Here is a 17,883-nt window from a genome sequence, read left to right as displayed (position 1 = left end):
GTCCGCGCCGCGCGCGCATGATCTCGCTGTCGATGTTCAGCGGCGTGTGGCGCTACCGCGGCTTCGTGCTCGGCAGCGTCAAGCGCGAATTCCAGTCCAAGTACCGCAATTCCCTGTTCGGCGCCGTCTGGACCGTCCTCAATCCGCTGGCGATGGTGATCGTCTACACCGTCATTTTCTCGGAAGTGATGGGCAGCCGCCTGCAGGGCGTCGATTCGACCTTCGCCTACAGCATCTACCTGTGCGCGGGCGCGCTGACCTGGGGCCTGTTCGCCGAAATCACCACGCGCGGCCAGACCGTGTTCCTGGAAAACGCCAACCTGATCAAGAAGCTGCAGTTTCCGCGCATCTGCCTGCCGATCATCGTCGTGCTCAATGCCGGCATCAACTTCGCCATCATCTTCGGCCTGTTCACCATCTTCATGGTCCTGTCGGGCACCTTCCCCGGCTGGATCTATTTTGCGCTGTATCCGGTGCTGCTGCTGCAGATCCTGTTTTCGATCGGCCTGGGCATGGTCCTCGGCGTGCTCAATGTGTTCTTCCGCGACGTCGGCCAGTTCTTCACCATCCTGCTGCAGTTCTGGTTCTGGTTCACGCCGATCGTCTACCCGGCCAGCGCGCTGCCGCCGGCGGTGCGCGAACTGCTGGTGTTTAACCCGATGGCCGGCGTGATCGGCGCCTACCAGACCATCCTGGTCAAGGGCCAGATGCCCGACTGGGCCAGCCTGCTGCCGATCGCGGTGCTCACCGTGCTGTGCTGCGTCATGGGTTTGCTGCTGTTCCGCAAGCGCGCCGGTGAAATGGTGGATGAACTCTGATGGGCAGTATCGTTGTCAGCAACCTGGGCAAGGCCTACAAGCAGTACGACAATCGCTGGGGCCGCCTGTGGGAATGGGTGCTGCCCTTCCTCGGCGCGCGCCATCGCCTCAAGTGGGTAATCCAGGACGTCAGCTTCCAGCTCGCGCCCGGCGAAGCGGTCGGCATCATCGGCATCAACGGCGCCGGCAAGAGCACCCTGCTCAAGCTGATCACCGGCACCGCCCAGCCGACCACCGGCAGCGTGCGCATCACCGGCCGCGTGGCCGCGCTGCTGGAACTGGGCATGGGCTTTCATCCCGACTTCAGCGGCCGCCAGAATGCCTTCATGGCCGGCCAGCTGATCGGCCTGACGGTCGATGAAATCGGCGCGCTGATGCCGCAGATCGAAGCGTTCGCCGACATCGGCGACTACATCGACCAGCCGGTGCGGGTCTACTCGTCCGGCATGCAGATGCGCCTGGCCTTCAGCGTGGCCACCGTCAAGCGGCCCGACGTGCTGATCGTCGACGAAGCGCTGTCGGTGGGCGACGCTTACTTCCAGCACAAGAGCTTCGAGCGCATCCGCCAGTTCCAGAAACTCGGCACCACCTTGCTGATCGTCAGCCACGACCGCGCCGCGATCCAGTCGATCTGCGAACGCGCCCTGCTGCTCGACGGCGGACGCCTGGCGTCGCAGGGCAGTCCGGAACAGGTGATGGACTACTACAACGCGCTGATCGCCTCGCGCGACGGCGCCGGCGTCGAGCAGGTCGTCACCGAAGCCGGGCGCACCCGCACCAGTTCCGGCAGCGGCGAAGCAAGCGTCAGCGCCATTACCCTCGAAGACGAGGCCGGGCGCGCGCTCGAAACGGTCAACGTGGGCGCGGCCGTCACCTTGCGCATCCGCGTGCGCGTGCATGCGCCGCTCGAACGCCTGGTGCTCGGCTACATGATCAAGGACCGCCTCGGCCAGCAGATGTACGGCACCAATACCCACCACATGGACATGGCGCTGCACGACGTGGCCGCGGGCGAAGAGATCGACTTCCGCTTCCGCTTTCCGCTCAACCTGGGCGAAGGCAGCTACTCGGTCACCACGGCGCTGACCAGCACCGAGACCCATTTGGGCGACAACTACGAGTGGCGCGACCTGGCCTTCCTTTTCATTGTCATGAACATGAACCGCAAACAATTCGTCGGCACCAGCTGGCTCGAACCGCATGTGGAGATCCTGCGATGAGCGACAATTTTTACCGCGCCTTTGAAGACCGCTACCGCGGCGCGCGGCCCCTGATCAAATCGCGCCTGATGGCGTACCAGCCCTTCTTTGCGCCCCTGATCGCGCTGTATCCCGGCGCTGCGGTGCTCGACCTGGGCTGCGGGCGCGGCGAATGGCTCGAGCTGCTGACCGAACACGGCTTCGCGCCGCGCGGCGTCGACCTCGACGAAGGCATGCTGGCGGCCTGCCGCGAACGCGGCCTGCACGCCGACCTGACCGACGCCCTGTCGGCCCTGCGCGCGCAGGGCGACGCCAGCGTGGCCATGGTGTCGGCCTTCCACCTGGTCGAACACATCCCGTTCGACCAGGTCCAGCTCATGATCGCCGAAGCGCTGCGCGTGCTGCTGCCGGGCGGCCTGCTGATCATGGAAACGCCCAATCCCGAAAACCTGGTGGTGGGCGCGTCCAGCTTCTACATGGATCCCTCGCACCTGAAACCGATCCCGTCGCCGCTGCTCGAATTCGTGACCGGTTTTGCCGGCTTCCCGCGCCACAAGGTGCTGCGCCTGCAGGAAGCGGCGCAGCTGCACACCGACGCCCCGATTGGCCTGATCAACGTGCTCGATGGCGTCAGCCCCGACTACGCGGTGGTCGGCCAGAAGGATGCGCCGCCCGCGGCGCTGGCCGCGTTTGCCGCGCCCTTCGCCACCAAGTTCGGCATCGGCCTGTCCGACCTGGCGCTGCGCTTCGAGGAGCAGGATAACCGGCGCCGCACCGAACTGTACGCCGGGATTGCGCGCGTCGAACACGCGCTGCAGGCCGGCCTGGTCTCGCTCGGCGAAGCGCACCAGGGCGTGGCGCGGGTGGCGGCCGGCGTCGAGCAGCATCGGCTGCGGCTGGACATGGCCGAACCGATCCTGCAGCGGGTCGGCCCGAATGCCGACCGCCTGGCCGAACTGCAAGGCCAGATGGTGCAGCAGGTCCAGCTGGCGCTGCAGGCCCAGAACCAGGTCCAGGGCCAGCTCGACGCGCTCGGGCACCGCATCGGCATGGCCGAAGCGCGCGCCCAGCAGGCCGACGCCCATGTGGCGGCCCTGCTCGATAGCACCTCGTGGCGCGCGACGGCGCCGCTGCGCGCGGTCGCCGGCAGCGCCTACCGCCTGCGCAGCGCCGCGCGCGAGGGACGCCTGGCGAGCGGCGTGAAACGGCGCCTGGCGGGACCGCTTGTGACCTTCATGCGCGCCATGCTGCGCCGCCCGCGCGTCAAGCGCGTGGCGCTGACCGTGCTGCGCCGCTTCCCCGGCCTGCATGCGCGCCTGTACGGCATTCTGCGGCGCGGCAATGCGCCGCCGCCACCGCCGCCGGCCGCCTCGCCCACCCACAGCGCCAGCGCGGCCGACCTGTCGCCGCGCGAGCAGCGCATGTACCACGAACTCAAACAAGCCATGGAAGCAAGGAACAAGTGATGCGGATTGTGATCGACCTGCAGGGCGCCCAGTCGGAGAGCCGCTTTCGCGGCATCGGCCGTTATTCGCTGGCCCTGGCGCTGGGCGTGGCGCGCAACGCCGGCGAGCATGAAGTCTGGCTGGTCCTGAACGGCGCGCTGGGCGGCGCCATCGCCGAACTGCGGCGCGCCTTTGCCGGCCTGGTGCCGCCCGAACGCATCCGCGTGTTCGACATCGTCGGCCCGGTCGCCGAAATCGACGAAGGCAACAGCGCGCGCTGCCGCGCCGCGGAACTGATGCGCGAGTATTTCATCGCCCAGCTGCGGCCCGACGCGGTGCTGGTCACCAGCCTGTTCGAAGGGTTTGTCGACGACGCCGTGGTCTCGGTCGGCGCCTTCGACGGCGCCGCGCGCACCGCGGTGGTGCTGTACGACCTGATCCCCTTCCTCAATCCCGCCGCCTACCTCGGCAGCCAGACCCAGCGCACCTACTACGAGCGCAAGATCGCCTCGCTGCGCAGCGCCGGCCTGCTGCTGTCGATCTCGGACTACTCGCGCCAGGAAGCGATCGACGCGCTCGGTCTCGCGCCCGACTCGGTCACCGCCATTTCGACCGCGGTCGACGACAGTTTCCGCCCGTCCGACAGCAATCCGGAACAATTGGCCGAACAAATGGCCGAACTGCGGGCACGCTTCGGCATCACGCGCCAGATGCTGATGTACGCGCCGGGCGGCTTCGACGCGCGCAAGAACATCGATGGCCTGATCACCGCCTACTGCCTGCTGCCGCCGGCGCTGCGCGACGGCCACCAGCTGCTCATCGCCAGCAAGATGGGCGAGCGCGAACGCGCCGAACTGGTGGCCCACGCGGCCAAGCGCGGCCTTGAAAAGGACCAGCTGATCCTGACCGGCTACGTCAGCGACGCCGACCTGATTCGCCTGTACCAGGCCGCGGCCCTGTTCATCTTCCCGTCGCGCCACGAAGGCTTCGGCCTGCCGGCGCTGGAAGCGATGGCGTGCGGCGCGCTGGTCATCGGCGCCAACAACACCAGCATTCCGGAAGTGGTGGGCTGCGCCGAAGCGCTGTTCGACGCCGACCGTCCGCAATCGATCGCCGAAAAAATCACCCAGGTGCTGCAGGACCCGGCCATGCAGGAACGCCTGCGCGTGCACGGGCGCGCCCAGGCCGCGCGCTTTTCGTGGGACGCGAGCGCCACCAAGGCCCTGCGCGCGCTCGAGGCGCGCTTCGGCAACGTGCCGGCGCCTGTGGTGCCCCTGCCGGCCGCACGTGCGCGCCTGGCGTTCGTCTCGCCGCTGCCGCCCGAGCGCACCGGCATTGCCGACTACGCGGCCCAGGTGCTGCCGGCCATGATGGAACACTACGACATCGAACTGATCGTCCACCAGGACAAGGTCGTGCTGCCGTCCTCCCTGGCGGCCCTGCCCCAGCGCAGCGCGGCCTGGTTCGACCAGAACGCCGGCCAGTTCGACCGCATCCTGTACCAGTTCGGCAACAGCCCCTTCCACAGCCACATGTTCGGACTGCTGGCGCGCCACCCGGGCGTGGTGGTGCTGCACGACTTTTTCATCAGCAGCGTGCTGGCCTACGAACAGATGGCCGGCGGGATTCCCAACGGCTGGACCGACGCCCTGTACCAGGGCCACGGCATGGCCGCGCTGCTGGCCGGGCTGGACCCGGCGCGCGCGCTCGACGCCCGCAATCTGTATCCGTGCAACCTGGCCGTGCTGCAGCAGGCGCGCCGCGTGGTGGTTCACTCGCAGCATGCGCGCGACCTGGCGCGCCAGTGGTACGGGCCACTGGCCGCGGGCGACTGGAGCGTGGTGCCGCTGCCGCGCGCCCTGCCCCAGGCGCAGGACCGCGCTGCCGCCCGGCGCGCGCTGGGCATCGCCGACGATGTCTTTTTGGTGTGCAGCTTCGGCTTCGTGGCGCACACCAAGCATAGCCAGGAACTGCTCGACGCCTGGATCAGCTCCACCCTGCACGCCAACCCGCGCTGCGAGCTGGTGCTGGTCGGCGCCAACGATGGCGGCGAGTACGGCGTGGCGATCAACGCCACCCTGGCCCGCGCCGCCAGCAGGCGCATGCGCGTGGCCGGCTGGACCGACGAAGCGGTGTACCACCAGTATCTGCAGGCGGCCGACGTCGGCGTGCAGCTGCGCTGCCAGTCGCGCGGCGAAACCTCGGCCGCGGTGCTCGACTGCCTGAACTACGGGATGGCGACCATCGTCAACGCCAACGGCTCGATGGCCGAACTGCCGCTTGATGCGGTATGGGGCTTGCCCGACCAGTTCAGCATGGTGCAGCTGCGCGAAGCGCTGGAAAGCCTGCATGCCGATCCGGCCCGCCGCACCGCGCTGGGCGAACGCGCGCGCACCCTGCTCCATACGGTGCACAGCCCCGCCCACAGCGCGCGCCTGTATGCCGAAGCGCTGGAACAGACTTACGCGCCGGCAGCCGGTTCACGCGGCGCCCTGCTGGCGGCGCTGGCGGACCAGCCATCGCTGCATGCCGACGACGCGCTGGTGCGCCGCAGCGCCCAGTGCCTGGCCGTCATGCCGGAAGCGCTGGCGCCGCGCCAGCTGCTCATCGACGTCACCTCGATCGCCCGCCACGACCTCAAGACCGGGATCGAACGGGTGGTGCGCATGCAGCTGATCGAACTGCTGGCGCGGGTCGAACCGGGCCTGCGCATCGAACCGGTGTACCTGGCCGACCAGGATGGCCGCTGCGAATACCGCTACGCGCGCGACTACGCGCGCCGCCTGTTCGGCATCGATTGCCCGCTGCCGCCCGACCAGGCGGTCGAAGTGCAGGCGGGCGACCGCTTCTACAGCGCCGACTACGCGCCGGGGGCGGTCATGGCCGCCGCGCGCAAGGGCGTGTATGCGCACTGGCGCGCGCGCGGGGTCGAAGTCAATTTCCTGATCCACGACCTGCTGCCGGTGCTGCGTCCCGAATTCTTCCCCGAAGGCGCCGAGCATGGCCATGGCGCCTGGCTGTCCTGCGTCGCCGGCCAGGCCGACCGCCTGGTGTGCATTTCGGACGCCGTGCGCAATGAACTGCAAGCCTGGCTGGAACACACCCGGCCCGAGATCCACGGCCAGGTGAAGATGGCGGTGCTGCACCACGGCGCCGATATCGGCGGCGCCCAGCCGGTGCCAAGCGCGCGCGCGGCGGCGCCCAAAGACGGCGCGGCCACCTTCCTGATGGTCGGCACGATCGAGCCGCGCAAGGGCCACCTGCAGGCGCTCGACGCCTTCGAGCAGCTCTGGCGCGAGGGCGTGGACGTGACACTGACGATCGTCGGCGCCGAGGGCTGGACCCCGCTGCCCGACGGCGCGCGGCGCACCATTCCGCGCATCGTCGAACGCTTGCGCGGCCATCCGCAGCTGGGGCAGCGCCTGCAATGGCTCAAGGGGATCGGCGACGCCGAACTGCTCGACCTGTACCAGACCAGTTCCTGCCTGCTGGTGCCGAGCGAAGGGGAAGGCTTCGGCCTGCCGCTGATCGAGGCGGCGCGCTACGGCCTGCCGGTGCTGGCGCGCGACCTGCCGGTGTTCCGGGAAGTGGCGCGCGAACACGCGGCGTATTTCAGCGGAATGGGAGCGGCCGACCTGGCGGCGGCGCTGCGCGAGTGGCTCGAAAAGCACGGCGCGGGCATGGCGCCGGCATCGAACGGCATGCCGTGGATTACCTGGCGCGAAAATGCCGCCCAGCTGCTCGACGTGCTGGCCGGACGGCGCGAGGAAGTGCGCTGGCCGGCCGCCTGACCGGGTTAAGGCAGCGCTTTGACCGCCGGCGCCGGTGCGGCCGGCGCCACCGGCAGCATGCGTTCGGTAACGTAGCGCAGCATGTCGGTGTACACGGCGTTGCCGTCGTGGTACAGCAGCAAAATGTCGGTCTGGCCCGGATCGCGGTACATATACGTGCGCAGCGCGGCCAGCTGCGCCGGCGTGAGCAGGTCGATATTATTGGTCGCGAAGTGCTCCACCTCGCGGTAGTAGCGCGCATACCATGGCGAGACCTTCGAGCCGAAGGAATCGGAAATGATCAGCAGGCGGCGCGCCTGCGCCTTCGGATTGCCGAAGCGGCTGACGTCGCGCAGCACCTTGCCCGCCTCCACCTCCGGAAAACAGGTCTCGCCGAAGCAGCCCGTCACCTGCGACGCCGCCAGGTCCGGCTCGACGATCTCGCTCTCCAGGCTGACCCCATCGAACAGGTGCGACACGTCCGAATGGTGCATGTATTTCTTGGTCTGCAGCGGGGGCGCCTGGTCGAGCGGACGGCCCCAGAACGTGGCCAGGCTCAGGCGCACCACCTGGTCGAGCCCGTCCCCGGTCCAGTGGAACCAGGTCTTGGGGAACAGGGTCGCGCCGTGTTTGATTTCGCGCATCTGCGCCAGCGGATACAGCATCGCCGCGCTGGAGGCCGGCGCCAGCGTGCGCGAGGCGAGGATGGTGGCGACACCGGTATCGGTGCCCATGCAGCGCGGCGCCAGCCAGCGCGGCAAGTCTTCCGGATGGACCACCGGTGCCGACGGCACGATCAGCAGCCTGGGCGCCAGCCCGGCCGCGCGGTAGGTATCGAACATGCGGTTGATGTAGGGCACGATGGCGGGGTCGGGCACCACGCCGCTGCAGGTGCCGAGCACCGCCTGGAACGGCCGGTCGGTGGTGCCGTGGGCGGTGAGGAAGTAGCGCCCGTGGCGCCCGCTCGTCATCTGCACCGACGGGAATTCGCGAAATACCTTGAAGCGCAAGCGGTTGTTCATCTTGACCAAGCCGTTGCGGTAGCCGAAATGGTCGTTGATCCAGGCCGTGATCTTGGCTGGCGCTTCGCCCAGCTCGCGCCACGACGCCGGGCGCGGCGGCAGCTGCGCCAGGTTGGGGTCGTTCGGCTTGGTGCGGGCGTCGATCACCGAGACCACGCCGGGCACCGCCAGCACGGCCACCACGGCCAGCTGCATGGCGCGCCGGCCCAGCGCCGCGAAAATAGTCTTGCTCATGTCAGAAGCGGAAATAGATAAAGGGGTTGTAGGTGCCGGCCGCGAGGCTGGCGATGCACAGCAGCGACAGCGCCGCGGTCCAGACCAGGTGGCCGCCGTGCACCAGCACGGCCGGCATGCGCGTGGCCGCCGGCTGCGCTGGCGCGCGCAGGCGCCAGCAGGCCAGCACGATGCCCACCACCAGCGCCGTCAGCGAGGTGCCTTGCATGTCCAGGCGCCAGGTATGCAGCAGCGCGGATTCACCGTGGATGCCCGCCATGCTGCCCAGGTACTTGAGCGCGTACGGCACGTTTTCGGCGCGGAAAAATACCCAGCCGATCATCACGCATAGCAGGGTCCAGGCCTGGGCCAGGGACGCCGGCAGGCGCGCCAGCAGCCTGGCGCCGCCAAGGCGTTCGAGCACCAGCAGGGCGCCGTGCCACAAGCCCCAGATCACGAAGGTCGAGGCCGCGCCATGCCACAGGCCGCACAGGAAAAATACCAGCGCCAGGTTGAAGTAAGTGCGCACCGGCGAAGCGCGGTTGCCGCCCAGCGGAATGTACAGGTAGTCGCGGAACCAGCTCGACAGGCTGATGTGCCAGCGGCGCCAGAAGTCGGTGATCGAGGTGGCCGAATACGGGCGGTTGAAGTTGGGCGGGTAGGTAAAGCCGAGCATGTGGCCGATCCCGATCGCCATGGTCGAATAGCCGGCGAAATCGAACAGGATCTGGATCGAATAGCAGGCCACGCCCATCCAGGCGCTGGCGGCGTCGAGCTGCGACGGGTCGACCGCGAAAATGCGGTCGGCCGCCAGCGCCACGTTATTGGCGATCAGGACTTTCTGGGCCAGGCCCAGCACGAACAGGCGGAACCCCATCCAGATGCGCGCGTTGGTCAGCGAGCGGTGATCGACTTCGGCGGCGATCTGGCTGTAGCGCACGATCGGGCCGGCGATCAGTTGCGGGAACATGGCCTTGTACATGGCAAAGCGCAGGAAACTGCTTTGCGCCGTGATATCGCGGCGGTACACATCGACCAGGTAGGAAATGCCCTGGAAGACGAAAAACGAAATGCCCAGCGGCAGCACGATGGCCGGCAGCGCCCCTTCGCGCAAGCCCAGGCCATTGAGGATGCCGGCGAAAAAGCCCAGGTATTTGTAATACCCCAGCATCGCCAGGTTGAGCACCACCCCCGTCACCAGCAGCGCCTTGCGGCGCGGGCCGGCGCGCGCGATCAGGTAGCCGACGCTGTAATTGAGGAAGGCCGACAACAGCAGCAGCGGCACGAAGCGCGGTTCGCCCCAGGCATAGAACAGCAGGCTGCCGGCCAGCAGGACCGTGTTTTTCCAGGGGAGGAGGTAATACAGCAGCAGAAAGCCGGGCAAGAAATAAAAGAGGAAGACCGCTGAACTGAATACCATGGGTGTCTCGTCAGAAGAAAACAGCGGCGGCGCCCCGGAAGGGGGCGCCGCCGATTTGGCAGTACATTGTTGCTAATCACCGACAACGGGCCCGGCCGGGCCCGCAGTCTTATTGCCTGGCCGCCAGCGGCGGCGGCAAGATCATCTGGGTACCATTGCGCAGCACGTCATACATGGCGCCGCCATCGTGATACAGGAACAGGATATCGGTATCGGCCGGGTTGCGATACAGATATTTCTTCATTTCTTCCGCCTGTTCCGGCGTCAGCTCGTGGGTGTGGTTGGTACAGAAATGTTCCACCTCGCCGTAGTAGCGCGCAAACCACGGCGACATCTTTTCGCCGAAGGAATCCGAGATGATCAGCAGGCGGCGCTTGGGCGCCTTCGGATTGTCGAAGCGGCTGACGTCGCCCAAAATCCGCGCAATGGCCGGGATCTCGGGGAAGCAATCGCCGCCGAAGCAGCCCTTGATGCCGGAAGCGCCCAGGTCGGGCTCGACCACATCGCTTTCAAGCTTGATGCCGATGAACATATGCGACATGTCCGAGCCGCCCTTATAGCGGCGCAGCTGCATGGGCGGCTGGTCGAGTGGGGTTTTCCAGAATTGGGTCAGGGTGATGCGCGCGACCTCGTCGAGGCCATCGCCGGCCCAGTGGAACCAGGATTTGGGGAACAGGGACGCGTGCTTCTTGATCTCGCGCATTTCCTTGAGCGGATAAAGAATCGATGCGCGCGCTTGCGGCAGCAGCTCGGGCGAGGCCAGCACGCGCGCCGCGGCCGTGTTGGTGCTGGTGCACTCTTCCACCAGGTCGGACGGCACGTCTTCCGGATACACCGCCGGGGCCGACGCCACCACCAGCAGTTTCGGATCCATGCCCGCCGCGTGGAAGGTGGTAAACAGCTTGTTCAGGTAGGGAATGGTGGTGGCGTTGGCCTTGCCCTTGCCGCACACGGTCGTCATGGCCTGGTAAGGCCCGACGGTCTTGGCGTGCGCCGCCATGAAATAGCGCCCGTTCTGGCCGTAGGCCACCTGAATCGAGGGAAACTCATGGAACAGGTTGAAACGCAGCACATTGTCGGCCACGATGAAGTGGGTACGGAAACCGAAATGGTCGCTCACCCAGGCCGTGACCTTGGGCGGCATCTCCAGCCACTGCTGGAGCGTATGCGGACGCGCCGGCAGCGGCGTGAGGTTGGGATCGTTCGGCCTGCGGGTCGCCTTGATGGACATCAGCGCCGGCACCACCAGCATGAAGACGATGCAGATCTTGGCCGAGTGCCGGCCGATGCGCGCAAAAACTGTCGAAGCCATGTCAGAACCTGAAATAGATGAAGGGATTGTAGGTGCCGGCCGCCAGGCTGGTGATGCACAGCAGCGCCAGCAAGGCCGTCACCATCGCGCTGGTGCCGCTGGCGAGCGTGCCGTGGCGCGTGGCCACGATAGTCGGCACTGCCTTCGCTTCATCCTTGACGCCCGCTGCGGGGCGCAAGCGCCAGCAGGCCAGCACGATGCCGACCACCAGCGCCAGCGTGGCGGTATGGCCGATGTCATGGCGCCACGAGTGCAGCTCGGCCTGGCCATCGTAGGCGCCGAACATGCTGCCCAGGTACTTGAGCGCGTACGGCACATTATCGGCGCGGAAGAACACCCAGCCGATCATCACGCACAGCAGGGTCCAGGCCTGGGCCAGGGACGCCGGCAGGCGCGCCAGCAGCCTGGCGCCGCCCAGGCGTTCGAGCACCAGCAGGGCGCCATGCCACAAGCCCCAGATCACGAAGGTCCAGGCCGCGCCATGCCACAGGCCGCACAGGAAAAATACCAGCGCCAGGTTGAAGTAAGTGCGCACCGGCGAAGCGCGGTTGCCGCCCAGCGGAATGTACAGGTAGTCGCGGAACCAGGTCGACAGGCTGATGTGCCAGCGGCGCCAGAAGTCGGTGATCGAGGTGGCCGAATACGGGCGGTTGAAGTTGGGCGGATAGGAAAAGCCGAGCATGTGGCCGATCCCGATCGCCATGTTCGAATAGCCGGCAAAGTCGAACAGGATCTGGATCGTATAGCAGGCGATGCCGAGCCAGGCGCCCGGCGCGTCGAGCTTGGACGGATCGACGGCGAAGATGAAGTCGGCGGTCTGGGCCACGTAGTTGGCGATCAAGACCTTTTGCGCCAGGCCCAGCACGAACAGGCGGAACCCCATCCAGATGCGCTCGTTGGTCAGCGAGCGCTGATCGACTTCGCCGGCAATCTGGCGGTAGCGCACGATCGGGCCGGCGATCAGCTGCGGGAACATGGCCTTGTACATGGCAAAGCGCAGGAAACTGCTTTGCGCCGTGATATCGCGGCGGTACACATCGACCAGGTAGGAAATGCCCTGGAAGACAAAAAACGAAATGCCCAGCGGCAGCGCGATGGCGGGGAGCGCGCCTTCGCGCAAGCCCAGGCCATTGAGGATGCCGGCGAAAAAGCCCAGGTATTTGTAGTAGCCGAGCATCGCCAGGTTGAGCGTGATGCCGGTCGCCAGCAGCACCTTGCGCTGGCCGCCGGCGCGCGCGATCAGGTAGCCGAAACCGTAATTGAGGAAGGCCGAGAGCATCAGCAGCGGCACGAAACGCGGTTCGCCCCAGGCATAGAAGATCAGGCTACCGATCAGCAGGATGGCATTTTTCCATGGGAGGGAGTAATACAGCAGCAAGAAAATCGGGAAGAAATAGAACAGGAAAATTGCCGAACTGAAAACCATAGAATGTCTCGTCAGATGAAAACGGCAGCGATGGCGGCGCCGGATAGCGCGCGATTATAGCATCGCCTTGTTGCGAAAAATCGAAAATTGCCATAAATCAATCATTGCGATTGACGCGCGCGGACATGCCGGGCGCGCGCTTTCAGGGCAGCTTGCCGACCTCGCACAGCTGGTAGGGATCGCTGTCTTTACTGCCGCCGAAGCCAGCCTGGTAGACCACGCAGCTGGCGTCGTTGAAGGTCAGGCCGTAGCGCTTGAGGATTTCCTGGCCGGCTTCATGCACGCGCAGCTGGCGCGCGATGGTGTCGGGGTCGGGCACGGCGCCGCCCTGGCGCGGACCGGGTGCCAGGCCGTTGGCGGTGAGCATGACGTACAGCGGTCCCTTGCGCGCGGCGACCATCTGCGCCACGCGGGCGGAAAATTCAGGCGACTCGGGAAAGCCCGAACCGAGCGCGGCAAACGCCAGGCGCGCCGGGAAATTCGGTATCAGCCACGACATCGGCGGGTCGCCATGCACGGTAAACACCATGCTCTGTTCAGGATCGGCGAACACCGGCACCTGGGCCGTGACACTCTTCTCGCCATGGAAATGGTGGCCCCAGTTCACGCGCGGCAGGCCGGCGATGACGGCCAGCAGCACGCAGGTGGCGCCGATCACGCGCGCGGTGGGCAGCGCGCACAGGCGGTGCAGCAGCAGCCACAGTACCAGCGGCGCCAGCAGTTCGAGCGGCACCAGGTAGCGGTAGATGCCGAACAGCTTGATCCAGATCACATACGAGAGCGCGAAAAACACCAGCAGCATGCGCGCGCCGGGAGCGTCGGCGGCGGGCGCCGCGCTGGCGGATGGCGCCGGCGCGGCCAGCCACAGGCGGCGCAAGCGCTGGGCGATGAAGGCGATGAAGGCGATGTACACGATCGGCCACAGGATCTGGGTCATCGGCAGTTCGATCACGCGGCGCGGATTGAAGGTGAAGATGAAGGGCCACAGCAGGAATTCGGTCCAGTCCTTGGGCACCCAGCCCATGTCGGCCACGCTGATCTGCGCGGCCAGCGGGCCCTTGAAGATATTGTTAAATTGGGGGAACAGGGGATTGCCGAACGTTTTCCACATCAGCCAGTACCAGTGGCCGGCGGTGACGGCAATGCCGGCCAGGGTACCGAGGCCGAACACGAAGGCGGTGCTGAAACGCAGCCACAGGCTGGCGCGCAGGGTCAGCAGCGCCAGGCACAGGGCCAGCGCGTAGTTGGCATTGGTCAGTTTCAGGCCGGTGCCGGCGCCGATGACCAGGCCGGCCAGCGCGGCGACGATGGCGCCGCGCGCACCGCCCGCCAGCAGTTGCGGCCACTGGCGCAGCAGCAGCGCGATGGCGCCCAGCACGGTGAGCGAGGTCAGGTTGTCGCCCATGGTGTTGCCGAGCTGGCTGAGGAAGGAAAACCCGGCGCAGCCGGCCAGCGCCAGCATCAGCGGCAGGCGGTACGGCGCCGCCCCGGCCGCGGCCGGTTCGCCGGCGCGCAGCACCTGGCGCGTGATCATCAGCAGCAGCACGTAATTGAGGCCGTGCAGATAGCCCATCACGAAACCGGTGACGCGGCTCGGGAAATACGTGGCCAGGCCGTAATACAGCAGGTCGATGGTGGGATTGAAATAGCTCTGGAACTGGCCGGGATTGAGGTCGAAGCCGATCTTGCCGTTCAGGAAGGCGTACGGGTTATACCAGTGATAGTTGCGCAAATCCCAGTTGGAATCCTGCCCCAGCCACATCGATACCAGGCCGGCCATCACCGGCCCCAGCCACATCGACAGGCGCAGCACAAGGGCGCGATCGAGCCCATCCCACAGGCGCAGCACGCCGCCATCCAGGCGGGAAATTGCTCGAGTCAGTGCGTTCATGCCGTACCTGCGATAGAAAGGGGGATTAACAAAGAGGGATTAACGTTGAAAGACGAACCAGCGCGCGCCGACGAAATTGACCGCCATGCCGGCCAGCGAACCGGCGCACACGCCCCACGAGGCGATGTGGGGCACGTTCGGGAAGGTCCAGACGATGGCGCTGTAGGTGGCGAAGTTGACCGCCCCGCCGCCGCTCATGGCCAGCAGGTAGCGCCACCATTCGGTCCACAGCGAGATGCCGGCCGGATGGAAGGTGTAGCGGCGGTTGATCTGCCAGGTGGCGAATACCGCGCACAGGAAGGAGACGGCGCGCCCGGCATACGGATTCATGCCGGCGCGCAGCGCCAGCTCGAGCACGGCCAGGTCGACCAGCAGGCCGGCCACGCCGGCCACGCCGAAACGCAGGACCTGGATACCGAGCTTCATCGCAGACTACCCGGCTCAGGCATGCTTGACGCGCGGTCCCGAAATCGCCAGGTAGGCGAAACGCTTCTGTTCGATGCGGCCCTTGGTGACGGTATCGAGGATCAGGCCGCAGTTGAGCGAAATCACGCCGAACAGGCTCAGCGCCACGGACAGGATCGCGGTCGGCAGGCGCGGCACCAGGCCGGTTTCCAGGTAAGTCTGCAGCAGCGGGAAGGCAAAGCCGACGGCGGCCAGCATGAAGGCGAAAAACGCCAGCGAGAAGAAGGCCAGCGGCTTTTCGGTCTTGAACAGCTTGATGATGGTCCAGAGGATGCGCACGCCGTCGCGGTAGGTATTGAGCTTGCTGACCGAGCCTTCCGGACGCGAGCGGTAGATGGTTTCGACCTCGGCGACCGGCATGCGCAGTTCGAGCGCGTGCACGGTCAGTTCGGTTTCGGTTTCGAAGCCGGCCGAGTGGGCCGCGAACGACTTGGCGTAACGGCGCGAAAACACGCGGTAGCCGGACAGCATGTCGGTGAAGGTGTTGCCGAACACCGCAGCGACCGAGCCGGTCAGCAGGCGGTTGCCGAAGCGGTGCCCGAAGCGGTAGGCTTCCTGCTCGGTCGACACGCGCGTGCCGACCACCATGTCGAGGCCTTCATCGATCAGTTTTTCGGCCAGCTGCGGCGCCACGCTGGCGTCGTAGGTATTGTCGCCGTCGACCATGATGTAGATGTCGGCGTCGACGTCGGCGAACATGCGCCGGATGACATTGCCCTTGCCCTGCAGCGGCACATTGCGCACCACGGCGCCCGCTTCGCGCGCCAGGCGCACGGTGGCATCCTTGGAATTGTTGTCGAATACATACACCACGGCTTGCGGCAGGCAGGCGTTGAAGTCGCGAACAATCGCGGCAACCGTCAGTTCCTCGTTATAACAAGGCACGAGGATGGCGATGCTTTGATTAATTAGTTTGTTCATGGTTATACATTGAGTAAAAAGAGAAACGCCGCGGCGCCTGGCCGGAAAGCCAAGCGGGTGGCGGCATTACATTCAAGCAAATTATACATCTTGGCAACAACCAGACGGCAATGCGGCCGCCCCGGCACCAGGGCCGGGACCGTATCCGAAACCGGACCCGCCACGCGCTTACTGCTTGGGCGAACCGCCGAGCAGCACGGCAATCTTCTGCTTGGGCTTGGTGCTGGTGGCAACCTGGTCGGCGACGACCGGCGTGTTCTTCTTGGCCGGCTCGTACGGAGTCAGGAACCAGGGATCGACCTTCTCGCGGCGCGGATACGGGCCCGGGCGGCTCGAGGAACTGCTGGTGGAAGTGCGTTCGGAACTGCGCTCGCTACTGCTGCTGCGCTCGCCACTGCGTTCGCGCTCCGGCGGGCGCCCGGACGGACGGCCGGCGCTGCTGCCGGCGCTGCTGTCGTCGCGGCGCGGACGGCGCTCGCCCGAGGCATCGAAGCGCCCTGCGCTGGCGCTGGCGCTGGCCACGAAGCCGGCCAGTTCGCCGCGCGTGATCGTTTGCTTGATCAGTTTTTCGATATCGACCAGCAAGCGCTCGTCCTTGTCCGAAAACACCGACAGCGCATCGCCCGAGGCGCCGGCGCGGCCGGTGCGGCCGATCCGGTGCACATAATCTTCGGCGTTGTACGGCAGGTCGAAGTTGATCACGCACGGCAGGTCGGAAATGTCGAGCCCGCGCGCGGCCACGTCGGTGGCGACCAGCACGTCGATCTCGCCCTTCTTGAAGGCGTCGAGCGCGCCCATGCGTTCCTGCTGGGTCTTGTCGCCGTGAATCGCGGTGGCCTTGATGCCGCCCTGCTCCAGGTGGCGCGACAGGCGCGAAGCGCCGATCTTGGTGTTCGAGAACACCAGCACCTGCTTGAGGTCGCGTCCGCGGATGAGGAATTCGACCACGTCGCGCTTGGCTTCGTCGGCGACCTTGTAGACGATCTGGGTCACCTTGTCGGCGGTGGCGTTGCTGCGCGCCACTTCGATGGTCACTGGATCGGTCAGGAAGCTGTTGGCCAGCTTCTTGATTTCCGGCGAGAAGGTGGCCGAGAACATCAGGTTCTGGCGCTTTTTCGGCAGCAGGTTGATGATGCGCTGCAAGTCCGGCAGGAAGCCCATGTCGAGCATGCGGTCGGCTTCATCCATGACCAGCATCTGCACCTGGCCCAGGCTGACGTTTTTCTGTTCGATATGGTCGAGCAGGCGGCCCGGGGTGGCGATGACGATTTCGACCCCACCCTTGAGGATGATGGTCTGGCCCTTCATGTCCATGCCGCCGAACACCACGGTCGAGCGCAGCGGGGTGTGCTGGGCGTAAGCCTTGACGTTCTCGGCCACCTGCACCGCCAGCTCGCGCGTGGGGGTCAGGACCAGGGCGCGCACCGGATGGCGCGCCGGCGACATGCTCGGGCTGGCGTGGGCCAGCAGCAGCTGGATGATGGGCAGCGAAAAACTGGCGGTCTTGCCGGTGCCGGTCTGGGCCGCGCCCATGACGTCGCGCCCCTGCAGGACGATCGGAATGGCCTTGGCCTGGATCGGCGTCGGGTGGATGTAGCCCTGGTCCGTCAGTGCGCGCAGGATCTCAGGCGCAAGGCCGAAATCGGCAAACTTGACGGTGGGTTCACTGTCGGCTTCGATGGTAATCGGTGTTTCAGACATAAGTTTTCCGGGCGTTGGTTCGATATGCTCTACGCCCGGACAGGCCGACGCGGGGAACTTCCAGGATGGACGGGAACGAGCCGGGCAGTGGCAAGACCGGCGGCCAGCTCGAAGTGTGCCACGACAGCGTCGGCAGAACCGGACGTACGGACGTAGATGCAATAATAGTGCCGTAAACGATACCCTAAATCCCGGCAACTGTACATCGATATAAGATTAAGAAAGAGGTATTGCCGCAGAGTCAACTTGGTTTACACTGCCCGGGTTCCCCGGCATTCCT

12 protein-coding genes are annotated in these 17,883 nt (G+C 66.2%); 4 read left to right on the top strand and 8 right to left on the bottom strand.

From position 1 onward, the window contains the following. Positions 1-17 precede the first annotated feature (17 nt). From CR152_RS13280 to CR152_RS13265, 4 genes are read left to right on the top strand one after another with little or no spacing between them, the layout of a single operon-like run. The gene (locus CR152_RS13280) at positions 18-818 is read left to right on the top strand and encodes an ABC transporter permease (RefSeq protein WP_099875330.1); all 801 of its coding nucleotides are present in this window, start codon (positions 18-20) and stop codon (positions 816-818) included. Next, the gene (locus tag CR152_RS13275; RefSeq protein WP_099875329.1) at positions 818-2,038 is read left to right on the top strand and encodes an ABC transporter ATP-binding protein; all 1,221 of its coding nucleotides are present in this window, start codon (positions 818-820) and stop codon (positions 2,036-2,038) included. Before CR152_RS13280 ends, CR152_RS13275 begins: the two co-directional genes overlap by 1 nt. Next, positions 2,035-3,483: a class I SAM-dependent methyltransferase gene (locus tag CR152_RS13270; protein WP_099875328.1), complete on the top strand. Its 1,449-nt coding sequence runs from the start codon at positions 2,035-2,037 to the stop codon at positions 3,481-3,483. The genes CR152_RS13275 and CR152_RS13270 overlap by 4 nt, the downstream gene beginning before the upstream one ends. Next, positions 3,483-7,253 carry a glycosyltransferase gene (locus tag CR152_RS13265; RefSeq protein WP_099875327.1) on the top strand — a complete coding sequence of 1,257 codons (3,771 nt, stop codon included), beginning with the start codon at positions 3,483-3,485 and terminating at the stop codon, positions 7,251-7,253. Before CR152_RS13270 ends, CR152_RS13265 begins: the two co-directional genes overlap by 1 nt. A gap of 5 nt (positions 7,254-7,258) precedes the next feature. Here the strand turns inward: CR152_RS13265 and CR152_RS13260 are convergent, their stop codons facing one another. From CR152_RS13260 to CR152_RS13225, 8 genes are all read right to left on the bottom strand, one after another. Beyond that, positions 7,259-8,488, bottom strand: coding sequence for an alginate O-acetyltransferase AlgX-related protein (locus tag CR152_RS13260; RefSeq protein ID WP_099875326.1), 1,230 nt, complete (start codon positions 8,486-8,488; stop codon positions 7,259-7,261). A 1-nt stretch (position 8,489) separates the two neighbouring features. Continuing rightward, complete coding sequence (locus CR152_RS13255; protein WP_099875325.1) at positions 8,490-9,887, bottom strand: MBOAT family O-acyltransferase; 1,398 nt, start codon at positions 9,885-9,887, stop codon at positions 8,490-8,492. A 109-nt stretch (positions 9,888-9,996) separates the two neighbouring features. Further along, on the bottom strand, positions 9,997-11,199 hold the full coding sequence (locus CR152_RS13250; RefSeq protein ID WP_099875324.1) for a hypothetical protein: 1,203 nt from the start codon (positions 11,197-11,199) through the stop codon (positions 9,997-9,999). Position 11,200: 1 nt separating this feature from the next. After that, a complete protein-coding gene (locus CR152_RS13245; protein ID WP_099875323.1) occupies positions 11,201-12,625 on the bottom strand; it encodes an MBOAT family O-acyltransferase in 1,425 nt (474 codons plus the stop codon). Between the two features lie 142 nt (positions 12,626-12,767). Further along, positions 12,768-14,516 (bottom strand): hypothetical protein, encoded by a 1,749-nt coding sequence (locus CR152_RS13240; protein WP_157778467.1) that lies wholly within the window; start codon positions 14,514-14,516, stop codon positions 12,768-12,770. Between the two features lie 39 nt (positions 14,517-14,555). Further along, complete coding sequence (locus CR152_RS13235; protein WP_099875321.1) at positions 14,556-14,942, bottom strand: GtrA family protein; 387 nt, start codon at positions 14,940-14,942, stop codon at positions 14,556-14,558. Positions 14,943-14,957: 15 nt separating this feature from the next. Then, positions 14,958-15,902 (bottom strand): glycosyltransferase family 2 protein, encoded by a 945-nt coding sequence (locus CR152_RS13230; protein ID WP_099875320.1) that lies wholly within the window; start codon positions 15,900-15,902, stop codon positions 14,958-14,960. Positions 15,903-16,070: 168 nt separating this feature from the next. After that, complete coding sequence (locus CR152_RS13225) at positions 16,071-17,603, bottom strand: DEAD/DEAH box helicase (RefSeq protein WP_099875319.1); 1,533 nt, start codon at positions 17,601-17,603, stop codon at positions 16,071-16,073. Between the last annotated feature and the right edge of the window lie 280 nt (positions 17,604-17,883).

Source organism: Massilia violaceinigra (genome assembly GCF_002752675.1).
GTDB classification, from domain to species: Bacteria; Pseudomonadota; Gammaproteobacteria; order Burkholderiales; family Burkholderiaceae_D; genus Telluria_A; species Telluria_A violaceinigra.
The sequence above is the reverse complement of the archived record's forward strand: the minus strand, read 5'-3'. Positions and strand labels throughout refer to the sequence as shown.

Bases quoted from the DNA above. Each gene is read 5' to 3' on its own strand.
- CR152_RS13265 (WP_099875327.1), top strand. From the start codon at position 3,483: ATGCGGATTGTGATCGACCTGCAGGGCGCCCAGTCGGAGAGCCGCTTT.
- CR152_RS13260 (WP_099875326.1), bottom strand. From the start codon at position 8,488: ATGAGCAAGACTATTTTCGCGGCGCTGGGCCGGCGCGCCATGCAGCTG.
- CR152_RS13280 (WP_099875330.1), top strand. From the start codon at position 18: ATGATCTCGCTGTCGATGTTCAGCGGCGTGTGGCGCTACCGCGGCTTC.
- CR152_RS13250 (WP_099875324.1), bottom strand. From the start codon at position 11,199: ATGGCTTCGACAGTTTTTGCGCGCATCGGCCGGCACTCGGCCAAGATC.
- CR152_RS13245 (WP_099875323.1), bottom strand. From the start codon at position 12,625: ATGGTTTTCAGTTCGGCAATTTTCCTGTTCTATTTCTTCCCGATTTTC.
- CR152_RS13240 (WP_157778467.1), bottom strand. From the start codon at position 14,516: ATGAACGCACTGACTCGAGCAATTTCCCGCCTGGATGGCGGCGTGCTG.
- CR152_RS13235 (WP_099875321.1), bottom strand. From the start codon at position 14,942: ATGAAGCTCGGTATCCAGGTCCTGCGTTTCGGCGTGGCCGGCGTGGCC.
- CR152_RS13255 (WP_099875325.1), bottom strand. From the start codon at position 9,887: ATGGTATTCAGTTCAGCGGTCTTCCTCTTTTATTTCTTGCCCGGCTTT.
- CR152_RS13225 (WP_099875319.1), bottom strand. From the start codon at position 17,603: ATGTCTGAAACACCGATTACCATCGAAGCCGACAGTGAACCCACCGTC.
- CR152_RS13275 (WP_099875329.1), top strand. From the start codon at position 818: ATGGGCAGTATCGTTGTCAGCAACCTGGGCAAGGCCTACAAGCAGTAC.
- CR152_RS13270 (WP_099875328.1), top strand. From the start codon at position 2,035: ATGAGCGACAATTTTTACCGCGCCTTTGAAGACCGCTACCGCGGCGCG.
- CR152_RS13230 (WP_099875320.1), bottom strand. From the start codon at position 15,902: ATGAACAAACTAATTAATCAAAGCATCGCCATCCTCGTGCCTTGTTAT.